Annotated in this window: 23 protein-coding genes; 12 read left to right on the plus strand and 11 right to left on the minus strand. The window is 67.1% G+C overall.

Annotation, left to right across the window (positions count from 1 at the left end; all coding sequences use genetic code 11):
- Nucleotides 1-154: 154 nt before the first annotated feature.
- From DFQ59_RS19535 to DFQ59_RS19545, 3 genes are all read right to left on the minus strand, one after another.
- A complete protein-coding gene (locus DFQ59_RS19535; protein WP_147275220.1) occupies nt 155-676 on the minus strand; it encodes a hypothetical protein in 522 nt (173 codons plus the stop codon).
- 73 nt (nt 677-749) lie between these two features.
- Entirely contained in the window at nt 750-1,196 is a 447-nt protein-coding gene (locus DFQ59_RS19540) for a hypothetical protein (protein WP_147275221.1), read from the minus strand.
- 103 nt (nt 1,197-1,299) lie between these two features.
- Nucleotides 1,300-1,539 (minus strand): hypothetical protein, encoded by a 240-nt coding sequence (locus tag DFQ59_RS19545; protein ID WP_147275222.1) that lies wholly within the window; start codon nt 1,537-1,539, stop codon nt 1,300-1,302.
- A gap of 447 nt (nt 1,540-1,986) precedes the next feature.
- On the opposite strand from DFQ59_RS19545, the gene DFQ59_RS09970 reads away from it, so the two are divergent.
- The 3 genes from DFQ59_RS09970 to DFQ59_RS09980 all read left to right on the plus strand — a co-directional run bounded on the left by DFQ59_RS09970 (nt 1,987) and on the right by DFQ59_RS09980 (nt 4,330).
- Nucleotides 1,987-2,640 (plus strand): phage integrase N-terminal SAM-like domain-containing protein, encoded by a 654-nt coding sequence (locus tag DFQ59_RS09970; RefSeq protein WP_114279567.1) that lies wholly within the window; start codon nt 1,987-1,989, stop codon nt 2,638-2,640.
- A 597-nt stretch (nt 2,641-3,237) separates the two neighbouring features.
- On the plus strand, nt 3,238-3,858 hold the full coding sequence (gene lexA / locus DFQ59_RS09975) for a transcriptional repressor LexA (protein ID WP_114279568.1): 621 nt from the start codon (nt 3,238-3,240) through the stop codon (nt 3,856-3,858).
- 19 nt (nt 3,859-3,877) lie between these two features.
- A complete protein-coding gene (locus DFQ59_RS09980) occupies nt 3,878-4,330 on the plus strand; it encodes a YcgN family cysteine cluster protein (protein WP_114279569.1) in 453 nt (150 codons plus the stop codon).
- A 144-nt stretch (nt 4,331-4,474) separates the two neighbouring features.
- Here DFQ59_RS09980 and DFQ59_RS09985 read toward each other — a convergent pair whose 3' ends face one another.
- Nucleotides 4,475-4,972, minus strand: a complete 498-nt coding sequence (locus DFQ59_RS09985; RefSeq protein WP_114279570.1) for a universal stress protein — start codon at nt 4,970-4,972, stop codon at nt 4,475-4,477.
- Between the two features lie 469 nt (nt 4,973-5,441).
- Between DFQ59_RS09985 and nhaD the strand changes: the two genes are divergently transcribed.
- The gene (gene nhaD, locus DFQ59_RS09990) at nt 5,442-6,875 is read left to right on the plus strand and encodes a sodium:proton antiporter NhaD (protein ID WP_211314874.1); all 1,434 of its coding nucleotides are present in this window, start codon (nt 5,442-5,444) and stop codon (nt 6,873-6,875) included.
- 175 nt (nt 6,876-7,050) lie between these two features.
- Here the strand turns inward: nhaD and dnaQ are convergent, their stop codons facing one another.
- Genes dnaQ through DFQ59_RS10005 form a run of 3 tightly spaced genes read right to left on the minus strand, consistent with a single transcriptional unit; the run spans nt 7,051 to nt 8,934 of the window.
- Nucleotides 7,051-7,767, minus strand: a complete 717-nt coding sequence (gene dnaQ, locus DFQ59_RS09995) for a DNA polymerase III subunit epsilon (RefSeq protein ID WP_114279571.1) — start codon at nt 7,765-7,767, stop codon at nt 7,051-7,053.
- The gene (rnhA, locus tag DFQ59_RS10000; protein ID WP_114279572.1) at nt 7,767-8,219 is read right to left on the minus strand and encodes a ribonuclease HI; all 453 of its coding nucleotides are present in this window, start codon (nt 8,217-8,219) and stop codon (nt 7,767-7,769) included. Before rnhA ends, dnaQ begins: the two co-directional genes overlap by 1 nt.
- Nucleotides 8,203-8,934, minus strand: coding sequence for a class I SAM-dependent methyltransferase (locus tag DFQ59_RS10005; RefSeq protein ID WP_245937247.1), 732 nt, complete (start codon nt 8,932-8,934; stop codon nt 8,203-8,205). The genes rnhA and DFQ59_RS10005 overlap by 17 nt, the downstream gene beginning before the upstream one ends.
- Before the next feature lie 216 nt (nt 8,935-9,150).
- Between DFQ59_RS10005 and gloB the strand changes: the two genes are divergently transcribed.
- The 8 genes from gloB to DFQ59_RS10045 all read left to right on the plus strand — a co-directional run bounded on the left by gloB (nt 9,151) and on the right by DFQ59_RS10045 (nt 18,241).
- Complete coding sequence (gloB, locus tag DFQ59_RS10010; protein ID WP_211314875.1) at nt 9,151-9,933, plus strand: hydroxyacylglutathione hydrolase; 783 nt, start codon at nt 9,151-9,153, stop codon at nt 9,931-9,933.
- Between the two features lie 208 nt (nt 9,934-10,141).
- Nucleotides 10,142-11,776, plus strand: coding sequence for a LysM peptidoglycan-binding domain-containing protein (locus DFQ59_RS10015; RefSeq protein ID WP_114279575.1), 1,635 nt, complete (start codon nt 10,142-10,144; stop codon nt 11,774-11,776).
- A gap of 165 nt (nt 11,777-11,941) precedes the next feature.
- Nucleotides 11,942-14,377 carry an endopeptidase La gene (lon, locus tag DFQ59_RS10020; protein WP_114279576.1) on the plus strand — a complete coding sequence of 812 codons (2,436 nt, stop codon included), beginning with the start codon at nt 11,942-11,944 and terminating at the stop codon, nt 14,375-14,377.
- Nucleotides 14,378-14,507: 130 nt separating this feature from the next.
- Complete coding sequence (locus tag DFQ59_RS10025) at nt 14,508-14,972, plus strand: bacteriohemerythrin (protein WP_114279577.1); 465 nt, start codon at nt 14,508-14,510, stop codon at nt 14,970-14,972.
- A gap of 198 nt (nt 14,973-15,170) precedes the next feature.
- On the plus strand, nt 15,171-15,752 hold the full coding sequence (locus tag DFQ59_RS10030) for a glycine zipper 2TM domain-containing protein (RefSeq protein ID WP_114279578.1): 582 nt from the start codon (nt 15,171-15,173) through the stop codon (nt 15,750-15,752).
- 29 nt (nt 15,753-15,781) lie between these two features.
- Nucleotides 15,782-16,099 (plus strand): PepSY domain-containing protein, encoded by a 318-nt coding sequence (locus tag DFQ59_RS10035; RefSeq protein WP_114279579.1) that lies wholly within the window; start codon nt 15,782-15,784, stop codon nt 16,097-16,099.
- Nucleotides 16,100-16,187: 88 nt separating this feature from the next.
- Nucleotides 16,188-16,877, plus strand: a complete 690-nt coding sequence (locus DFQ59_RS10040; RefSeq protein ID WP_114279580.1) for a response regulator transcription factor — start codon at nt 16,188-16,190, stop codon at nt 16,875-16,877.
- On the plus strand, nt 16,868-18,241 hold the full coding sequence (locus tag DFQ59_RS10045; protein WP_114279581.1) for an ATP-binding protein: 1,374 nt from the start codon (nt 16,868-16,870) through the stop codon (nt 18,239-18,241). Before DFQ59_RS10040 ends, DFQ59_RS10045 begins: the two co-directional genes overlap by 10 nt.
- Here DFQ59_RS10045 and DFQ59_RS10050 read toward each other — a convergent pair.
- From DFQ59_RS10050 to DFQ59_RS10065, 4 genes are all read right to left on the minus strand, one after another.
- Nucleotides 18,201-19,004: an MBL fold metallo-hydrolase gene (locus tag DFQ59_RS10050; RefSeq protein WP_114279582.1), complete on the minus strand. Its 804-nt coding sequence runs from the start codon at nt 19,002-19,004 to the stop codon at nt 18,201-18,203. The two genes, DFQ59_RS10045 and DFQ59_RS10050, sit on opposite strands and share 41 nt — an antisense overlap.
- Entirely contained in the window at nt 18,995-19,582 is a 588-nt protein-coding gene (phnN, locus tag DFQ59_RS10055) for a phosphonate metabolism protein/1,5-bisphosphokinase (PRPP-forming) PhnN (protein WP_114279769.1), read from the minus strand. The genes DFQ59_RS10050 and phnN overlap by 10 nt, the downstream gene beginning before the upstream one ends.
- Nucleotides 19,583-19,667: 85 nt before the next feature.
- Nucleotides 19,668-20,396: a DUF1045 domain-containing protein gene (locus DFQ59_RS10060; protein ID WP_114279583.1), complete on the minus strand. Its 729-nt coding sequence runs from the start codon at nt 20,394-20,396 to the stop codon at nt 19,668-19,670.
- Nucleotides 20,396-21,541 carry an alpha-D-ribose 1-methylphosphonate 5-triphosphate diphosphatase gene (locus DFQ59_RS10065; RefSeq protein WP_114279584.1) on the minus strand — a complete coding sequence of 382 codons (1,146 nt, stop codon included), beginning with the start codon at nt 21,539-21,541 and terminating at the stop codon, nt 20,396-20,398. Before DFQ59_RS10065 ends, DFQ59_RS10060 begins: the two co-directional genes overlap by 1 nt.
- Nucleotides 21,542-21,584: the final 43 nt, after the last annotated feature.

A 21,584-nucleotide genomic window follows, 5' to 3' on the forward strand; every position in this document is an offset into this window, starting at 1 on the left:
AGCTATTGATTTTTCCACAATCTTCCTCAGCCAATACATGAACTGGAAGTAATAGTATTGCTATTAGCATTGCTCTCATTTTGTGTAGCCCTAACGTTTAAGCTGTGCGGCGCAAACGAAGCGCAGCGTAGTTTGCTTCCGAACAAGCGCCATGTTAGCCATTTTTGGCACAACTAGACTCCCATTTCTCAAACAACGAATAGAGATACTTTTGAACTTTTTCTTTATTCCTCGCCTCTACAGTATCCAGCGTGTACTGAAAGAAAATACTTTTGTACACAACCCTTTGGTAGCAATACCCTAGATCATACTCATCATTACACGGCATATTAATTTCTGGATTTCCGGTTACCTCAGACCAGCCATTGGCTATACCGCTTATTTCGTGTTCAAGATCAACTTTATATTTATTGATATGGCTAAATTCGTAGCCCTCTACTCCAGCCATTATCAGCTTGGCAGGAAGCCTGATTGTTTGGCTTTGCCCTGATTCATCAAGGCCTTTTACGTTGTCCTTTAGGTACTGACCGAAGGCACTAAGGCCCGGCACGTATTCATGTGGAACGCAGATAGTTGTATCGTCAAAAGTCAATTTGACGAGGTCTTGGGCGTTCTCGGCAGCCGCCAACGATGTAAAAAGTGCCGCATATAAAGATGCGTATATATGTGTTTTCATTTTTTATGGCTAACGACCAAGCTCATTTGCGCGAATGAAGCGCAGCGTATTGAGCGTCAAATGGAGCGCCTGGTTAGGGCTTAATTGCCACAACATTAAATCCATGAGGATACTCCTGCCACTGACAAGATTCTGGTTGCGTACTGTTTGACAACTTTTCAACCACAGCACCAATGCCAAAATAAGCCGCATTTAGATTGTTTCTTGCCACTGGCGCATAGCCATTCTTCTCTATGCAATAACACCAGTCGTATGAGTGACCACCGTCTGCGGCCAAAATCACCATTTGTGTATAGCTTTTTTTACTTAGATACGCATTCCCGGCGTTATCAGTAAGCATTTTCTTGAATTCTACTTCAGGCTTCATGGCGATTTTGTAGTTTACAAATTTGATTGTTGCGCCTTTTATAGGAACCCCATTTTCATCCACAACCTTCAGATTGACCTCTGGTTGTGACGTAGTTGGCCATGGCGCACAACCAGATAACAAAACAAGTGAGAAAAGAGTGAGGAACTTCATTTCTTCATAGCCCTAACGTTGCTGGTAACCGGCGCCGCCCCGAAAGTAGCCGCGAAGCGCCGCAGAGATTTCCGGCGGTTTACTGGCTTGTTAGATTGGTTTTTCATCGCTTCCTTTGCAGTATTTCCGTTACCAATGCGAAGAAATGCATAATCATACCGATACCTACACCCGCGACACCAAGCAACACAAGCCAATAACCCAACCCACCGAAGCCAACAGCTGCGAAAGCACCACCAAGAAACGCCAGCAACCCTGAAACCGTAACGATCTTGAGCCCGCGCCACTTAGGTTCCCGCGAATCTACCCCCAGCTTCTTTTCAAATGTGAACTTCTTGAACATCGCGCTGTGCTAAGCAATCTAACGCTGCACATAAGCCGCGCGAACGAAGCGCAGCGTAGTGAGCGTCGGCTTGATGGGCTTGTTAGGCATGAATAACTCCCGGCCGACTTAACAAGTTGGCTAGATGTTTTCTTAGATGCCTTACATCGCGACTATTGTTCAAGCGTTGACCAATGCTTAACAGTTCAAATCAATGGAAGCTTTCCACCTATCACCAATAAATGGAAAGTTGCCGTATAGTTCCACAGTTGGTGACATGCATTCCTTTTTCATTACTTAAGTATTCTATTGCACTCAACGCGTTAGACGGACCTCGGCATCTCCGCCTGCTGATTTCATACGCGTTAATACATGGCCATCGGCCGTATATCAACGACCGTGACTTGACCGCCTGTTGTGGGTTGCCCATGCTTCCCCCCGCAAGCAAGAACAAATGGAGAACGCGACATGGAACGTCGAAAGCCCTCCCCTTTTCTCGTGCGTGTGCGCGGTGCGCTTCGCGTCAGACACTGCAGCTACAGGACCGAGCAGACCTACATACACTGGGTCAAGCGTTTTATTCTGTTTCACGAAAAGACCCATCCGGAACGGATGGGAGAAGCCCATGTGGCCGCGTTCCTCACCCATCTCGCCGTCGACCGGGGCGTCTCGCCGAGCACACAGAACCAGGCGCTGAATGCACTGGTCTTCCTTTACCGGCATGTACTCAATCGGCCCCTTGGCGACATCGGCACTGTGGTCAGGGCCAGGCGAAAATCCCGTATACCCATGGTGCTCTCGCGTGAGGAGGTTTCGCGGACGCTCCGTTTTCTCCACGAAAGCGCGGTACAGAAGGCCGTCAGGGCCGCGGTGTGCAGGGCCGGCATCCGGAAACCCACCACCTGCCTCACGTTCAGGCACTCCTTCGCCACCCATCTGTTGGAACGCGGGGCAGATATCCATACGGCGCAGGAGCAGCTTGGCCACATGGACGTGCGCACCACCCGGATCCACACCCACGTTCTGCAGAGAGGCGGACGGGCGGTACTGAGCCCGCTGGGGGCTGCATTGAATCGGACCCCGGGAATGACGGAGCGCGGTGGGGATGCATCGGTGAGGTAGGGGCACACCTATCTGGCGGCCCCAACGCGGCAGGGTGTGCCCGCCGGGGGGCGCCCTGCCGTCATGCCGGATTGAGACACGATCTGCGGCACTCACTGGCCCGCTGCGATATTGTGGGTATTCCGGCATCCTTGCTGGCTGCGGCATGGCGGTCCTCTCCCTCGACCATGGACGAAAAATAGCGCCATTCCGGTGCGGGCGCAAAGATCCGGGACCATTTTCGAACGACGGGCACTGGGAGATTGGTCTGCTCTGCCCCCCGGTTATCCGGGGTGCCCAAATTACCGCGACTGAATCAGAGCGGACAAATCCGAACCTGCATGGCCGGAGGCAGTGGATGACCCTGTGTGCAGATGAATCCGCACCTGTATGACCGTGAGGCGTGAAGAGTGAGGGGTGAGGTGAGAGTCCTCGGGTGTTCCATCCCGTCTCTCCATCCGGCGCCGCCCTGTCGGCATCGTCCACCAGCGCAGGCATCCAGTTGAAACCCCGCCGGTGGAAAACCCCCTCACCCCTCACCCCTCACCCAACTGGCATTTTCCCCGCCCTTCCCCCATACTGTTCTCCAAACGTTCTCTGCCCATGGAGATACCGGCCATGCCCGACAGCCCGTCACTCACCCGCCGCCAGCAGGCCATCCACGACTACCTCCTGGACCGGGCGCGGGAGACCGACCAGGCGCCCACGCTGGACGAGATCTGCGCCGACCTCGGTTTGAAGTCGCGGGGGTCGCTGCACAAGCACATCCAGGCGCTGGTGGACGCGGGGCTGGTGGAGCCCATGGAGCGGCGCCACCGCGGCGTGCGGCTGGCACCGGTGGCGGAGGTGTCGACCGCCCGCAGCCTGCCCCTGTTCGGGACCATCGCGGCGGGCCGGCCCATCGAGGCGCTGGAGACGCCGGAGTCGGTGCCGGTGCCAGACGCCCTCTGCCCGCGGGGGGCGGCCTACGTGCTCAACGTGCGCGGCGACTCGATGATCGAGGACGGCATCCTGGACGGGGACCGGATCGTGGTGGAGCAGCGGGAGACGGCCCGCAACGGCGAGGTGGTGGTGGCGCTGGTGGACGGCAGCGAGGCCACCCTGAAGCGCATCGAGCAGCGCCCCGGCGAGGTGGCGCTCCACCCCGCCAACGCCGCCATGGAGCCCCTGCGCTACGCCCCGGATCGGGTCGCGATCCAGGGGGTGCTGGTGGGTTTGCTGCGCGACTACCGCCACTGAGCCGTACTGCCGCCCCGCCATGGCCGACGACTGGAAACCGGATCGCTTCTGGGAGGACCGCCCCCTCGGGGAGCTGAGCGAGGCGGAGTGGGAGTCGCTCTGCGACGGCTGCGGGCGCTGCTGCCTGATGAAGCTGGAGGACGAGGACAGCGGCGAGATCTACTACACCAACATCGCCTGCGAATTGCTGGACACCGACACCTGCCGCTGCCGGGACTACGCCCACCGGCAGGCGCGGATCCCCGGCTGCCTGAAGATCACCCCCGAGTCCCTGCCGAAGCTGGCGGGCTGGCTGCCCGCGACCTGCGCCTACCGCCGCCTGGCGGAGGGCAAGCGCCTGCTCTCCTGGCACCCGCTGGTGAGCGGCAGCCCGGGCAGCGTCCACCGCGCCCGCATCTCGGTGCGCGGCCGGGTGATCTCCGAGACCGAGGCGGACGACCCGGAACACCACCTGGTGAGCTGGGTCTGGTAGCGGCGGGTCAAACCCCGTCGGGATCCGGATGGGCAGCCAACTCCCACCCGGGAGTTTCTCTCTTACTCATTCCCTTGGTGTTCTTCGCGTCTTGGCGTCTTGGCGTTTTGTCTTTGTTACAAGAGAGCGGGAAGCCCCGGCGCCTCAGCCCTCGTCCTCGCGCACCGGCACCAGCAGCACCGGGACCGGGGAGCGCTGGGTCACCTTGTGGGCCACGGAGCCGAGGAGCATCTCGCCGAAGGCGGAGTGGCCGTGGGAGCCCATGACGATCACGTCGGCGTTGACCCGCTTCGCCTCCTTGATGATCGCCTCGGCCGGCTGCCCTGAGCGCACCAGGACTTCGCCGACCCGGGACATGCACACCGCCGCCTCGTCGAACTCCGTGGCGCAGAACTCCTGCAGCCGCTCGCGCAGCTCGGCCTTGAGCTTCTCCAGGCCCTCGGCGCGCAGCTTGTCCAGGGTGGTCTTGGAGACGTAGCTGTCCACCAGCGACTGGCCGAAGGTGCCCAGCGGCTCGAGGACACTGACCGCCACGATGGTGGCGTCGTGACGCTCCGCCATGGCCATGGCGTAGCGGAAGACATGGGGGCCCACGGGACCCACATCGGTAGCGTAGAGGATGGTCTTGATCTGGGGCAGCATGGTCCTGTTCTCCGTCCGGCATCGATTTTATGCAGTATAAGCGGAACTTATCGGCGGACAACAGCCGCACGGTTCCGGAGCCGACATGAAGGCGGTACGCCCGGATCCTGCGCTCGGGAGGGACAAAAAAAAACCCCGCTGGAGAGCGGGGTTAAGACAGGAGATATGACCCTGCGGAAGAATTACCGTAGTCAATCTTCCGGGAATGTTCCCCATCCCACATTGACCTGGATCAATAAAACCCCGGGATTTATTAAGGGAGTATTTCACTCCCCCCTCTTGTGCGCCGGGGCGACCCCCACCCGCTTCGAAAGAGCATGGCATTGGCACGCGGGATTACGCTAGAATGCAGCGTTGCGCCGCAATAGATACCACAAAAACAACCAGTTAGACAACGGAAGCCGCTCGGCAAAGACCCGCCACGGGTGCGGCCGCCGCTTCCCGTCCTGCTCGAGAAGGAGTCCACACATTGAACAGTGCGGTAGTCGCTCCACTGCTGGGGCTCATCCTCAGCCTGTTTGCGCCGGCGGCCGCGTGGGCCGCCACGGGCAACGCCGAGCCCCTCGATCTCACCCGAAGCGAGGTGGGCATATTCGCCCTGGTGATCTTCGTCCTGGCCTATGCGCTGGTGATGGCCGAGGAGTTCACCCACCTGCGCAAGTCCAAGCCGGTCATCCTGGCCGCCGGCCTCATCTGGCTCTCCATCGCCTGGTACTACTCCGTCCACGGCGGCCAGAGCGAGGAGGTCGCCATGGCGGTGCGGCACAACATCCTCGAGTATGCCGAGCTGTTCCTGTTCCTGCTCTCGGCGATGACCTACATCAACGCCATGGAGGAGCGGCTGGTGTTCGACGCCCTGCGGGCCTGGCTGATTCGCAAGGGATTCAACTACCGGCAGCTGTTCTGGATTACCGGCATCCTGGCCTTCTTCATCTCGCCGGTCGCCGACAACCTCACCACCGCCCTGCTCATGTGCGCCGTCCTGCTCGCGGTGGGCGCCGACAGCCCCCGCTTCGTGGCGCTGGGCTGCATCAACATCGTCGTGGCCGCCAACGCCGGCGGCGCCTTCAGCCCCTTCGGCGACATCACGACCCTGATGGTCTGGCAGAAGGGCATCGTGGATTTCTGGGATTTCTTCGCCCTGTTCCTCCCCTCGGTGGTGAACTTCGCGGTGCCCGCGGCACTGATGCACTTCGCCATCCCCGACATCTCCCCCGCTCCCAGCGATGAGCGGATTCCCATGCGCCGCGGCGCCCGGCGCATCGTCGCCCTGTTCGCCGCCACCATCGTCACCGCGGTGAGCTTCCACAACTTCTTCCACCTGCCCCCGGTGCTGGGCATGATGACCGGCCTGTCCTACCTGCAGCTGTTCGGCTTCTACCTGCGCAAGACCCATGGCCGGGTACCGTCGGCGCATCCCTACAACCTCGAAGTGGCGGACAAGATGATCGGCGACGTGGTGCCCTTCGACATCTTCAACAAGATCGCGCGGGCCGAGTGGGACACGCTGCTGTTCTTCTATGGCGTGGTGGTCTGCGTGGGCGGCCTCGGCTTCATCGGCTACCTGGAGCTGGCCTCCCAGGTGATGTACAGCGACTGGGGCGCAACCCTCGCCAACGTGAGCGTGGGCATCCTGTCGGCCATCGTGGACAACATCCCGATCATGTTCGCCGTGCTGACCATGAATCCGGACATGAGCCACGGCCAGTGGCTGCTGGTGACGCTCACCGCCGGGGTGGGCGGCAGCCTGCTCTCCATCGGTTCGGCCGCCGGCGTGGCCCTCATGGGCCAGGCCCGGGGACGCTACACCTTCTTCAGCCACCTGAAGTGGACGCCGGCCATCGCCCTCGGCTATGCCGCCAGCATCCTCACCCACATGTGGCTGAACGCGGCCCACTTCTGATCCGGTGCGCCGGGCGCGGGTGAGTCACCCGCGCCCGGCCGGAACCCTCCGCACGTCAACCCGCAGCCAGCACAGCTGCTGCGTCGTTGCGTGATGAAAATCGTCCGGAGGACCGTCTGGAGAGAATCCGCGCAGAAAACGCGAAGAGGATGGGCAGGCAGGACGGGCGCGGGCGCTAGTCGCCCTCCAGCTCCCGCCACAGGCACTGGCCGCCGCTGGCCTTGTCCACCCGCGCCAGGGTGTCGGCGTGGGCCTGCCGTTCGGCGGGGCTGGCGCGCAGCACCCGCAGGGGCGGCCGGTCGGCGGGCAGGAGGCTGTTGCTGATGACCTGGTAGTTGTTGGCGGCGCTGGAGAGCCCCCCCAGGGAGAGGGCGCCCTGGCCGCCGGTCATGGCCAGGTAGACGTCGGCGAGAATCTCGGCGTCGAGCAGCGCCCCGTGCAGGTCGCGGTGGGAGTTGTCCACGTCGTAGCGCCTGCACAGGGCATCCAGGCTGTTCTTCTGCCCCGGGTGCATCTGCCGCGCCATCACCAGCGTGTCCACCACGACACACAGCTCGCCGACATTGCGCCGCTCGCCGATGAGGCGCAGCTCGTTGTCGATGAAGCCCACGTCGAAGGGGGCGTTGTGGATGATGAGCTCGGCGCCCTCGATGAAGGCCAGGAAGTCCCCGACCACATCGTTGAAGCGCGGCTTGTCGGCGAGGAACTCGTTGGTGATGCCGTGCACCTCCACCGCGCCCTCGTCGATGTCCCGATCGGGCTGCAGGTACTGGTGGAAGCGCCGGCCGGTCAGGCGCCGGTTGTCGAGTTCGACGCAGCCGATCTCGATGATGCGGTGACCCTGCTCCGGCTCGAGGCCGGTGGTTTCCGTATCCAGCACCACCTGCCGCATCAGCCGGCCCTCCGCGACTTCAGCTCGTCGATGCCCCGGTTGGCCAGTGCGTCGGCGCGCTCGTTCTCGGGATGCCCGCTGTGGCCCTTGACCCAGTGCCAGCGCAGGTGATGGCGGGCGGCGGCGGCGTCGAGCCGCTGCCACAGCTCGGCGTTCTTGACCGGCGTCTTCGCGCTGGTCTTCCAGCCGCGCAGCTTCCAGTTCTTCAGCCACTCGGTGATACCCTTGCGCACGTACTCCGAGTCGGTGGTGATATCCACCTCGCAGGGCCGGGTAAGGGTTTCCAGGGCGACGATGGCGGCCATCAGCTCCATGCGGTTGTTGGTGGTCTGCGCCTCGCCGCCCCAGAGCTCGCGCTCGTGGCCGTCATAGCGCAGCAGCGCGCCCCAGCCGCCCGGGCCGGGATTGCCCCGGCAGGCGCCGTCGGTGAAGATTTCAACCGTTTTGGCCACGTCTATGCAGGCTCCTCGCGGTGGGTTCAGCCAGCCCGGCGGGAAGCACGCTGCGGCGCGGGCGCCAGCGCGGCTTGATGGGTGTGAGCGGGATGACCCGCTTGCGCGCCGTCACCAGGTAGACCCCGCCCAGCGCCGGCCACCAGCGCCGGCCGCCCCCCTCCAGGAATCCGAGGCGCGCCATCATACCACGGTGCTGCAGCGGCGGCCGGAAGAAGAAGTGATGGGCGCTCTCGATCTCGAACCCCAGCAGCGTCAGCCAGTCCCGTATCCGGTTCAGGCTGAGGAACTGCCCGCTCCAGGGCACCGTTTCACTGCGGCGGCTCAACAGCCGGCGCAATCCCCAGAAGCTCCAGGGATTGAAGCCGGTGAGCACCAGCCGCCCCTCAGGGATCAGGACCCTCAGGGCCTCGCGGATCACCTCGTGGGGCCGGCGCTCGAACTCGAGGATATGCTGCAAGACCATCACGTCCACGCTGGCCGATGCCAGCGGCAGCGCATCCGGCTCCGCGCACAATCCCGGCACCGTCGCGGGCGGCACCCGGCACAGTAGAATACGGTGCCGGATGGGGCTCGCGGCCAGTGCCGCGGCGGAGTGCTCGCAGCCCACGGCCACCAGGTGATAGCCGAACAGGCCGGGCAGCACGCCCCCCAGCAACTCCCCCTCCGCCTGCAGCAGGGCCCGGCCCAGCGGCGTGGCGTACCAGCCCCTCATGCTGGATAGCGGTGGTGCGAGCGGTGGCGGCGATGAACTCATGCAGCCGATATTACGCACCCGCCCCGCCGAGCGGAACCGGCTCGTACGCAGGGGACGCCCGGGTACCGTAAGTGGTTGACCCCGGACCCGGGCCTTGCGAGCATGGCCCATGCGCCACGGTCGCGCCGGCGTTCTTTTACCGTTTCGAGATATGCCCACTAAGGCATTGAATAGATGAATACAACACACCCTGTCATGGCGGTCCCCGCCTTCGACGACAACTACATCTGGCTGATCCAGTATCCGCCGCGCCGCCGCGTCGCCATCGTCGACCCCGGCGATGCGGAGCCGGTCCTGGAGACGCTCGGGCGCACCGGACTGGAGCCGGCGGCCATCCTCATCACCCATCATCACGGCGATCACACGGGCGGCGTCCGTGATCTCCTGGCCCACTACGACATCCCGGTCTATGCGCCGGAGGACCGTCGCATTCCCGCCGTCACCCACGTGGTCCGGGACGGCGACCGGGTCGAGCTCCCGGATCTGGAGCTGACCCTGGAGGTGATGGAGACGCCCGGCCACACGCTCACCCATGTGGTCTACCACGGCGACGGCATGCTGTTCTGCGGCGACACGCTGTTCACCGGCGGCTGCGGGCGCCTGTTCGAGGGCACCCCGGAGCAGATGCACCGCTCCCTCTCGCGCATCGCCGCCCTGCCCGCCGCAACCCTGGTCTACTGCGCCCACGAATACACCCTGGCCAATCTCGGCTTCGCGCGGGTGGTGGAACCGGACAGCGCCGCGCTGAAGGCGCGCCGCGCGGCCGCCGAGGCCTCGCGCGCCCGCGGCGAGCCCACCGTGCCCTCCACCCTGGCGGAGGAGCTGGACACCAACCCCTTCCTGCGCAGCGAAGATCCCGTCGTCGTGGCGGCGGCATCGAACTTTGCCGGTCAGGCGCTGAAGGATCCCGTCGAGGTTTTCGCCACCGTCCGCCACTGGAAGGACACGCTCGACTGAGGGCGGGGGCACGCCCTCCCCCCATCCGCCCGGATGCAGGCTTCGCGCAGAAACATTTTTTAACATTTGTCATGTAATCATTTTCTTCTGTATTTCATCTTGTTGCATAAGCTATGTAATGCAATGACTGAGAACATGGTTCGATTTATGTCTTGATCCACCCCGTTTATGTCCGTACCATCGCCGGTGGTTTTTGAGCCTGGGGGGCATGGACTTGACACGCAAGACCACGACCGGCGTCGGGCTCGCCCTCGTCTCTCTTCTGACCCTGAGCGCCTGCGGCGTCCAGCCCCTGAAATCCGGCGCCAGCGCCAATTCTGCCGTCAACAGTCTCTCCGACTCCGGCATCGAGGATCCGGGCAGCTCGTTCGCCGCCCTGCTGCGGGAGCGGCTCCAGGCCCCGGCGTCCAACCTCGACGAAACCCCGGTCTCCGACGATCTGTGGGAGCGCATCCGCGCCAGCTTCCGGCTCGATCACGAGGTCAACCGCCCCCGGGTGGCGGCCGAGCTGGACATGTACACCCGCCACCCGAACTACCTGGCGCGGGTGGGCGCGCGGGCCGAGCCCTACCTGCACTACATCGTGGAGTCGATCGAGCAGCGCGGCGCGCCGCTGGAGCTGGCCCTGCTGCCCGTGGTCGAAAGCGCCTTCCAACCCAACGCCTACTCGCCCGGACGGGCGGCGGGGCTGTGGCAGTTCATCCCCGACACCGGGCGCCGCTTCGGGCTGGAGCAGAACTGGTGGTATGACGGCCGGCGCGACGTCTACGCCTCCACCCAGGCGGCGCTGGACTACCTGGAGCTCCTGCGGGATCAGTTCGACGGCGACTGGCTGCTGGCGCTGGCGGCGTACAACTCCGGTTCCGGCACGGTAAGCCGCGCCATCGAGAAGAACCGCAATGCCGGACGCCCCACCGACTTCTGGTCCCTGGACCTGCCGCGCGAGACCCGCAGCTACGTCCCCCGGCTGCTGGCCATCTCCGCCATCGTCTCCGATCCCGGCGCCTACGGGGTGGACCTCGTGCCCATCACCAATGAGCCCTACCTGGCGCGGGTCGACCTGGACGGCCAGATCGATCTCGGGCTGGCGGCGGATCTCGCCGGCATCAGCCTGGACGACCTCTACCGCTACAACCCCGGCTTCAACCGCTGGGCCACCGCGCCCCAGGGGCCCCACTACCTGATGCTGCCGGTGGAGAAGCTCGACCTGTTCAACGAGAAGCTGGCCCAGGTGCCCGCCGACGAGCGCATGCGCTGGAACCGCTACCGGGTCAGTCGCGGCGACACCCTCGGCACCATCGCCCAGGCCCACGGCACCTCCGTGGCCATGCTGATGGACAGCAACAAGCTGAAGAGCACCCGCATCCGGGTGGGGCAGGAACTGCTGATACCCGTCGGTTCCGGGGCGGGAGTCCGGGTGGCGGCGGCGGGCGCCGGCGGTACGGGAACAGCCGCTTCCGCGCCGAAGGGTGGCCGCAAGGTGGTGCATACGGTGCAGGCCGGGGACACCCTGTGGGACATCGCCCGCCAGCACGGCGTCACCACCCGCCAGATCGCCGACTGGAACCGCATCGCCCTCAACGACACCCTGCGGCGCGGCCAGAAGCTGACCCTGTGGCCCGGCAATGCCCAGGCGGCCGCTCCCGCCGCGCCCGCCTCGACCACCCAGAGCATCCGCTACACGGTGCGTTCGGGAGACTCCCTGTGGGCCATCTCGAAGCGTTTCCGCGTCAGCGTGGCCGACCTGCGTGACTGGAACGACCTCGCCACCGGCCAGCAGCTGCGCCCGGGGCAGCGCCTGCAGGTCTACCTGAACGTGGCCGAGCTGTCCGGCAACATCTGATCCCTCCGCCCCGGGTCGTGCACCACCGGGGAGGCGACTGTCCGGATTCCCCCGCCTTGGCCTACCCTTGGCTGTCGTTGAATTCCGCCATTCCGCCCCCACCCTACTCCCTGTGACCCGCACCGCCGGGACGAGGGAACCACTGCCTGCCACGAGGGGATCAGGATGCCTGAGAAGGAACAGCCGGAAGCCATCGAGATCATCGACAGCGACGGGATGGACGAGGATCAAAACCCTGCCAGGGGGTCGGAGCTGGCCGTCGCCTCCGAACTCCTGCCGGCCGAGATCCACCTGATTCCCGTCCACGACCGCCCCTTCTTTCCGCCCCAGACGGTCCCGGTGCTGCTGAGCGAGGAACCCTGGCTGGAGACCATCGAGGAGGTGGGCGAGGAGCCGCGCCACCTGCTGGGCCTGGTCGCATCCCGCACCGACGCACCGCCGGAGGAGGCGGCACCCGATGACTTCGCCCGGATGGGCACCGTGGTGCGCATCCATCACCCCATGCGCGCCTCGGGCAAGATCCAGTTCATCGCCGAGGGACTGCAGCGGTTCCGCATCGTCAAGTGGCTGACCCGCACCCCGCCCTACCGGGTGCGGGTGGAGTATCCCCATGAACAGCGCCACGAGGAGAACGCCGACGAGCTGCGCGCCTACGCCATCGCCATCATCAACACCCTCAAGGAGCTGGTTCCCCTCAACCCCCTCTACAGCGAGGAGCTGAAGTTCTTCCTCACCCGCTTCGGCCCCCAGGACCCCTCCCCCCTGACCGACTTCGCCGCCAGCCTGACCACGGCGTCGAAGGAGGAGCTGCAGGAGGTGCTCGAGGCGGTGAACCTGCGCCGGCGCATGGAGAAGGTGCTGGTGCTGATCAAGAAGGAGCTGGAGGTGGCCAGGCTCCAGACCCGGATCCGCCAGCAGGTGGAGGAGCGCATGAGCGAGCAGCAGCGCCAGTTCTTCCTGCGCGAGCAGCTCAAGGCCATCCAGAAGGAGCTCGGCATCGCCAAGGACGACAAGACCGCCGACCTGGAGCGCTTCCGCGAGCGGCTGGAGTCGCTGCGGATTCCCGACCCGGCCCGGGGCAAGGTGGACGAGGAGCTGGAAAAGCTCTCCATCCTCGAGACCGGCTCGCCGGAGTACGGGGTCACGCGCAACTACCTGGAGACCATCACCAGCCTGCCCTGGGGCCGCTACTCGGAGGACAACCTGGACCTGGACCACGGGCGCAGGGTCCTGGACCGCGACCATGACGGCCTCGACGATGTGAAGAAGCGAATCCTCGAGTTCCTCGCCGTGGGGGCCCTGCGCGGGGAGGTCTCCGGCTCCATCATCCTCCTGGTGGGGCCGCCCGGGGTGGGCAAGACCTCCATCGGCCACTCCATCGCTGACGCCCTGGGCCGGCGCTTCTACCGCTTCTCCCTGGGCGGGATGCGCGACGAGGCCGAGATCAAGGGCCACCGCCGCACCTATATCGGCGCCATGCCCGGCAAGTTCATCCAGGCCATCCGCGAGGCGGGCACCGCCAACCCGGTGATCATGCTGGACGAGATCGACAAGATCGGCGCCTCCTACCAGGGCGATCCCGCCTCGGCCCTGCTGGAGGTCCTGGACCCCGAGCAGAACAGCGACTTCCTCGACCACTACCTGGACCTGCGCTTCGATCTCTCCAAGGTGCTGTTCATCTGCACCGCCAATCAGCTCGACACCATCCCCCAGCCGCTGCTGGACCGCATGGAGGTGATCCGGCTCTCGGGCTACATCACCACGGAGAAGGTGGCCATCGCCAGGCATCACCTGTGGCCGCGCCAGGTGGAGCGCGCCGGACTGCGGCGCGGGCAGATCCGCATCACCGAGGCCGCCCTGCGCCAGATCATCGAGGGCTACGCCCGCGAGGCCGGCGTGCGCAACCTGGAGAAGCAGCTCGGGCGCATCGTGCGCAAGTGTGCGGTGGATATCCTCGGCGGCGCCGAGACTCCCGTGCGAATCGGCACCCGCGACATCGAGCGGCTGCTCGGCAAGGCCCACTTCCAGCGTGAAAAGCCGCTCAGCGGCCTGGGCGTGGTCACCGGGCTGGCATGGACGGCGATGGGCGGCGCGACGCTGTCCATCGAGGCCACCCGGGTCCACACCAAGAACCGCGGCTTCAAGCTCACCGGCAAGCTCGGCGACGTGATGCGCGAATCGGCCGAGATCGCCTACAGCTACATCAGCTCCCACCTGAAGACCTACCGCGCCGAGCAGACCTTTTTCGACGAGGCGTTCGTCCACCTGCACGTCCCCGAGGGGGCCACCCCGAAGGACGGCCCCAGCGCCGGCGTCACCATGGCCACCGCGCTGCTGTCGCTGGCGCGCAAGGAGCGCCTGGCCCGGCCCCTGGCCATGACCGGCGAGCTCACCCTCACCGGCCAGGTCCTGCCGGTGGGCGGCATCCGCGAGAAGGTCATCGCCGCGCGGCGCTCGCGCATCCCCGAGCTGATCCTCCCCGAGGCGAACCGCGGCGACTTCGAGGAGCTGCCGGACCACATCCGGGCCGGGCTGACCGTGCATTTCGCCCGCCACTACCGTGACGTCTACCGCATCGTGTTCGCAAACACCCCGGAATGACCACGCCCAATCACCGAAATCATGACAAACGTCATGCTTCCGATCGCCGGAGCGGATCCATAATCAGCCGGACCATCCAGGTGCCCGGGGTCCCTCCATGCCCCCGGAGCCGGCAGAGGAGCGAGCGGACATGAGCAAACTGGTAGAGTGGAGCGAGGAGCTGAGCGTCGGCATCCAGGAGATCGACGAGCAGCACAAGATGCTGGTGGACCTCCTGAACCAGCTGCACGAAGCCATCCACAAGCGTCACGGTTCGGAGGCCACGCGCAAGATCCTCGACGAGCTGGCGGACTACACCCGCATCCATTTCGCCGTGGAGGAGAGCCTCATGCGGGTGCTCGAGTACCCCGACTACGAGGCCCACAAGCGCGAGCACGAGGACCTCATCCAGCAGATGACGGACCTGAAGCAGAAGCTCGACACCGGGACCCACTCCATCAGCTTCGAGCTGCTGCATTTCCTCAAGGTCTGGCTCACCAAGCACATCCTCGAGTCCGACAAGGAGTACAGCCCCTACTTCCTCAGCAAGGGCGTCAAGGCCTCCTGGCAGAAGAAATCCTGGGTGGGCAAGCTCTGGGGTTCCCTCACCCACTGACCCCGGCCGCTGACTGCGGCACACGGCATCCCCGCCACGGTCCGCGCCCGGCCGTAGCGGGGATGCCCGCGCATCCGCCCCCCTTCCCTGCCCGCCCCCACCGCCGCCGCCGCGTTCAGCCGCCGTTCAGGACCCGCGCCCTATCCTGCTCGCAAGTCGGGGCGATTCCGCCCCGCGGCAACAGGAGAGCAGACAGCCATGCGAGTCAACGGAACCACTCTGATCGCGGGCGCGCTGGGCCTGGCCCTGGCCGGCTGCGCCAGCGCCGATGCCCGTTTCGATGCCCCCCGCTACGGCAGCTACAGCGAGGGCTCCTACGGCCTCGACAGCAGCTTCAGCGACACCGCCAAGGTCACCCGGGTCGAGCCGCTCTACCAGCGGGTGAGCGTCCCGGAACACCGGCGCCAGTGCTGGGAGGAGCCGGTCCGGAGCAGCAGCTACCTGGGGGGGGAGAACCTGGCCGGCACCCTCATCGGCGGCGTGGTGGGCGGCGTGGTCGGCAACCGCTTCGGTTCCGGCAGCGGCCGTGACGCCATGACCGTGGCCGGCACCATCGCCGGCGCCGTGGTCGGGGCCGAGCTCAGCCAGCGCCGGGACGCCGGTTACGCCTATCCCGCGGTGGAGGAGCGCTGCGAATGGGTCACCGACTACCGGGACGAGGAGCGCATCGACGGCTACCGGGTATACTACCGCTACGAGGGCCGGGAGTTCGTGACCACCCTGCCCTACGACCCGGGGCGCCAGCTGCGCGTGCGCGTGAACGTGGAGCCCGAGGGATAGACCGGAACCCCGCCGAACAGGAGACGGACATGCCGAGACGCCGCCCGGACATCCTCCTGCACCTGCTTCTGCTGGCCGTGCTGCTGGCGTCGCCGCTCGCCGCCCTGGCGCAGCCGGGACGCGGCGGGGACGGCCCGCAGAACAGCCGCGACCGGTTCGAACGCCAGGAGACGCGGCGCGGCGGCGTGTCCCTGGGCGAGGCGGTCGCGGCGGTCCAGCGCGCGACCGGCGGCCGCGTGCTGAGCGCCGATACCCGCAACGGCAGCCATCGCATCAAGGTGCTGCTCCCCGGCGGCCGGGTCCGGCTCTACCAGGTGGACCGGGACACCGGCGCGGGCATGCCCTGAACGGCGGCGCCCATGCTCCGGACCCCGCCCGGCGCCGCGAGCGCACCGCAACGATCCCGCCCCGAACCCTGACCCGCGGAGTACATCCATGCGCATCCTCGTGGTGGAAGACGAAGCGCAGCTGCGCGAACAGCTCGCCGCCCGGCTGCGGGCCGAGGGCTACGCGGTGGAGACCGCCGCCGACGGCGACGAGGGGCTGTGGCAGGCCACCGAATTCCCCATCGACCTGGCGGTCATCGATCTCGGCCTGCCGGGGCTTCCCGGCGACGAGATCATCCGTCGCGCCCGGGCGGCCGGGCGAACCTTCCCCGTCCTCATCCTCACCGCCCGCGGCCGCTGGGAGGACAAGGTGGAGGGGCTCGAGGCGGGCGCCGACGACTACCTGGTCAAACCCTTCCACGTGGAGGAGCTGCTGGCCCGCATCCGGGCGCTGCTGCGCCGCGCCGCCGGCGTGGCCTCGCCGCGCCTGGAATGGGGCCCCCTCGCCATCGACACCCGCACCCACAGCGTCACCCTGGGCGAGACGCCGGTGGAGCTGACCGCCTACGAGTACCGGGTGCTGGAGTACCTGGCCCTCAACAGCGGCCGGGTAATCTCCAAGACCGAGCTGACCGAGCACCTCTACGAGGAGGAGTCCGACCGCGACAGCAACGTCATCGAGGTGTTCGTGCGCCGGCTGCGGCGCAAGCTCGACCCGGACGGCCGGCTCCAGCCCATCGAGACCCGCCGCGGCGAGGGCTACCGCTTCAACCTGGCCGGCGACGGTTCATGCGGCTGAGCCTGCACGCCCGCCTGCTGCTCACAGCGACCCTGGTCCTGGCCGCCTTCCTGGGCCTGACCGGCGCCGCGCTGGACCGGGCCTTCCGGGCCAGCACCGAGGAGGCGCTGGTGGAGCGGCTCCGCGCCCAGGTGTTCGGCCTGCTCGCCGCCACCGAGTTCGGCGCCGACGGCCTGGAATTGCCGGCGGAGCTGCCGGAGCCGCGCTTCTCCCAGCCCGGCTCCGGGCTCTACGGCGCCATCCGCGGCGCCAACGGCGCGATTGCCTGGCGTTCCCGCTCACTGCTCGGCCTGCCGGCCGTGTTCCCCGCCGACCTGGAGCCCGGGGAGTGGCGCCGCACCGCCCTGGACCTGGCTCAGGGCCGCACCTTCAACACCCTGAGCTTCGGGGTCAGCTGGGAGGTGGGCGCCACGCCCCACCGCTTCACCGTCAGCGTGGCCGAGGGCAGCGAGGTGGTGGAGCAGCAGCTGCGCGGATTCCGCCGCAGCCTGTGGGGCTGGCTGGGTGCCTCGGCGCTGGTGCTGCTCGCCGTGCAGGGCACCATCCTGCGCTGGGGCCTGGCGCCGCTGCGCCGCGCCGTGCGCGAGCTGGAGGAGATGGAGGCGGGCGAGCGCCCGGCGCTCGGCAGCGACTATCCCCGCGAGCTGCGGGGACTCACCCGCAGCATCAACACCCTGCTCAACAGCGAGCGCCGGCGCCTGGAGCGCCACCGCAAGGCCCTGGCGGACCTGGCCCACAGCCTGAAGACGCCCCTGGCCGTCCTGCGCGGCCTCGCCTCCGGCGGGGTCGACGCGGCGGCGAAGGCCACGCTGGAGGAGCAGGTGCAGCGCATGGACGCCACCGTGCAGCACCAGCTGCAGCGCGCCACCCTGCCCGCCGTCCCCGTGTTCGCGCGTCCGGTCGCGGTCGCCGCCGTCGCCCGCCGGCTGGTGGCGACACTGGAGAAGGTCCACGCCGACAAGGCGCTCCGCTTCGAGCTCGAACTCTCACCCGGGGCGGAGTTCCGCGGCGCCGAGGGCGACCTGATGGAGCTGCTCGGCAACCTGCTCGACAACGCCTGCAAGTGGGGGCGGGAACAGGTCCGGCTCAGCGCGGTCGCGCAGCCCGCGGGCGGCCCGGACACAACGGCCGGGCTGGAGCTGACGGTGGAGGACGACGGCCCGGGTATCGCCGCGGAGGATCATCAGCGGGTGCTCGCCCGGGGCGGCCGCGCCGACACCCGCATCCCCGGCCACGGCATCGGCCTGGCGGTGGTGGCGGACCTGGCCGAGGCCTACGGCGCCACGCTCGCCATCGACCGCAGCCCCCTCGGCGGGGCCCGGGTCAGACTGCGTTTTCCCGCTCCACGCCCGCAACCGGAGTGAGATCGAGGGCTTCCGACGACTCCCGCTGACCGTCGCGAACGAACTCGACGTCCGCCGGGATCCCGTCCATCCGCCCCATCCGCCAGCGATCGAGTTGGTGGCTGACGTGGGTAATCAGCGTCCGGCGGGCGCCCAGCGCAACCCGCAGTGCCGACAGCCGGGACCAGGGCCCGCCGTCCGCCGCGGCCGGGACACCCTCCTCCCAGTCGGCGCCGGTGATGAGCAGATCCGGGACCCAGCGTGACAGCGCCTGCAGGGCCGGGCCGGCCAGGCGCGGCGCCCCGGGAAGCCAGACGATCCGGGACTCCCCGTGCTCCAGGGCGTAGCCGTACTCCGGGCTCCCCGTCAAAGGCAGCGCAAGGATGCCGATCGGGCCCAGGCGCAGGGGCTGGAGGGGTTCGAGGGTCAGGGGCCGCAACAGGCCCGGTTCGCGGACCAGGTCCAGGTCCGCGGGCGGTGCCGGGCCGAACAGGGGTATCGGCGCACCCACGCCCCAGCGCAGGGCATGGAGGCCGGAGAGGCGCCCGGGCCGCCAGTCCGGAAGCAGGATGGCGTCCAGCCGCCCGTCCGGCACCCGGCGCTCGCCCGGCAATCCCGGACAGCCGCCGACAAGCAGGCGGGCCGGCCCCGCCTCCACCTGCAGGCAGCCGCCCGGCCGGCGCCGGGCCGAACGGTCGAAACGGGCGCGGCTACAGGCCGGGCAGTCACAACCGTAGACCGGGACGCCGGCCTCCGTGCCGGTGGACAGGAAACTCAGTCGCACGCGCCTTCCTCCCCGAGCAGCAGGGCCACCAGCCGCTCGCCGGCCTCCTCCAGAGGCCCCTCGTTGGCAATCACCAGCACCCGGTCGAGCTGCTGTCCCTGCAGTTCGGCCCCGCGGGCGATGCGGCGGTCCACCGCGGCGGCATCCTCCCGCCCCCGGGACCGGAGGCGCTCCCGGCGCACCGCCTCGGTGGCCGTGACCAGGACACCCACCAATTCCGGAAACAGGCGCCGGGCTTCGGGGAGGTAGGCGCGGGAACCGTTCACCACCACGTCGTGACCGGCCGCCAGCCAGGTCGCTATCTCCCGTCCCACGCCATAGCGCAGGCCATGGCTGTCCCAGTGCATGGCGAACAGGCCCTCCTGCAGGCAGCGTTCGAATTCCGCGGCGCTGACCGCCACGTGGTCCTCCCCCCCGGAACCGGCGGGCCGGGTGATATGGCGCCGGGCGAAGTGAATCCGGTCCCGCCCCTCGAGCCGCTGCCGGGCATAGGCCATGAGGCTGTCCTTGCCGGCGCCGGAGGCGCCCATCAGGTAGAAGAGGCGTCCGCCTTGCCTGACCCTGCGTGCGTTGGACATGTCCATGCTCAGTCGAAATACCAGACCCGGGGTTCATTTCGCAGCGAGTGTGCCGGGGCAAGGTGACAGTGGAATGACCGGCGGGTTACTTGACCCGGGCCGCCGCGGCTGGCTCCGGGGCCAGCGGGAATCTCTCCAGCAGTTGGAAGGGTGAGCCGCGATCCGGCTGCCGGTAGAGCGCCAGGCCGGTGACGGCCAGCGGCGCCCGGCACAGGGGTGTCACCACCGGCGCCAGGGCGAGCCGCAACTGTTCCCGCGAGGCTTCGTCGAGGCGGCCGGTCAGGGTCAGGTGGAAGCGGAACTCCTCCATCACGTAAGGATAGCCCCAGCTCCCCAGCAGCCGCTCCTGGCACGGGGTGAGGCCGGCCCGGCGGCGCCGGGCGAGCTCCGCCTCCGGTGCCGGGGCCCGGAAGGCATCCAGCTCCCGTACGCAGGCGGCGGCGAGCGCATCGAGCGCCGGGCAGGCCGCGGCAGGACGCAGGGCCAGGAACCCGTCCAGCGCCTCGAGGCCGAGGGGGGGCGCGACGACCGCCGGCTTCGCGGCGCAGAAGCGTGCCACGGCGGCAGTGAGTTGCCCTGGGGTCACCCCCTGCCGCAAGGCGAAGGGTGGTTTGAGCGTGGCGTGGAATCCGTACCGGCGCGGGCTGGCGGTGATGGCGGCCAGCCAGGCCGCGTCGAATCCCGGCAGCGGTTCGGGTGGGTAGTCGGCACCGTGCTCCGGGTCGCGGCCGAGCCATCGGCAGCCGAAGCGCCACAGGGGCGAATCCGGCTCCGGGGCATAGTAGATCGCGTAGCGCGCCTGGGCGCCGTCCATCAGTAGACGCGCATTCCGGCGCGCCAGACATCGCGCACCAGGGGAAACCGATGGTACTCGTGCACCCGCACCAGGTCTCCGCGCAGGCCCGGCTCGATGCTGCCGCGGTCCTCGAGACGGGCCGCGCGGGCCGGATTCCGGCTCACCCGGGCCACCGCCCCCGGCAGGGTGATGGACGCCACGCTCTCCTCCAGGGTGAAGGCCGCCTGGAGCAGGCTGCTCGGGAAGTAGTCCGAGGAGACGATGTCCAGCAGGTCCGCCTCGGCCAGGGCCCGGGCCGAGACGTTGCCCGAGTGGGAGCCGCCGCGAACCAGGTTCGGCGCGCCCATGAGCACCTGCAGGCCGTGGCCGCGGGCGGCGCGGGCCGCCTCCAGGGTGGTGGGAAACTCGGCGATGGTCATGCCCAGCGCCCGGGCCTCCTCCACGTGGGCCGGCTCGGCGTCGTCGTGGCTGGCGAGCGGCAGTCCGCGCTCGTGGCAGCGGGCCACGATATGCGCGCGGTTGCTGTCGCTGTGTTCATGGCTGGAGCGGATCTGGCGCTCCATGAAGGCCTCCATCTCGGCATCGCTGAGGCGGTACTTGCCCTGATAGTACTCCCGGTACTTGTCCAGGTTCACGAACTGGCGCTGCCCCGGCGCATGGTCCATCACCGAGACCAGGCGCACCAGCCCGTTGCCGTCGAAATTGTGGAACAGCCGGGTCAGGTCCGGGTGGCCCAGCTCGCAACGCAGGTGCAGGAAGTGCTCGGCGCGGGTGGCGTGTTCCGCCTGGGCGAGGGTGACGGCGGTGGCCATGTCGTCCAGGTTCTCCATGCGGGCGCTGCCGTCCTTCACGTCACCGAGCGCCAGGGCATCGAACACGGTGGTGATACCCGCCGCCACCACCTGGGCGTCGTGGGCCACCACCGCCGGCAGCGAGGGCCAGCGCACGCCCGGACGGGGGGTGAAGTGCTTCTCCAGGTTGTCGGTGTGCAGTTCCACCAGCCCAGGCAGCAGGTAGTCACCCTCCAGGTCGGTGGCCCCGGCGGCGCTGGTGACACCGGTATCCACGGCGCGGATAACGCCGCCGGTCACCTGGACGGTGCCGAGAAAGACCTCCGTGGCGGTCACCACCCGGGCATTGGTCAGCAACAGGTTCTGGCTCATCTGACAGGCTCCATTCCTTCGAATTCCCGGCCGGGCCGTTCGG

This window comes from Thioalbus denitrificans, from assembly GCF_003337735.1.
Lineage (GTDB): Bacteria > Pseudomonadota > Gammaproteobacteria > DSM-26407 > DSM-26407 > Thioalbus > Thioalbus denitrificans.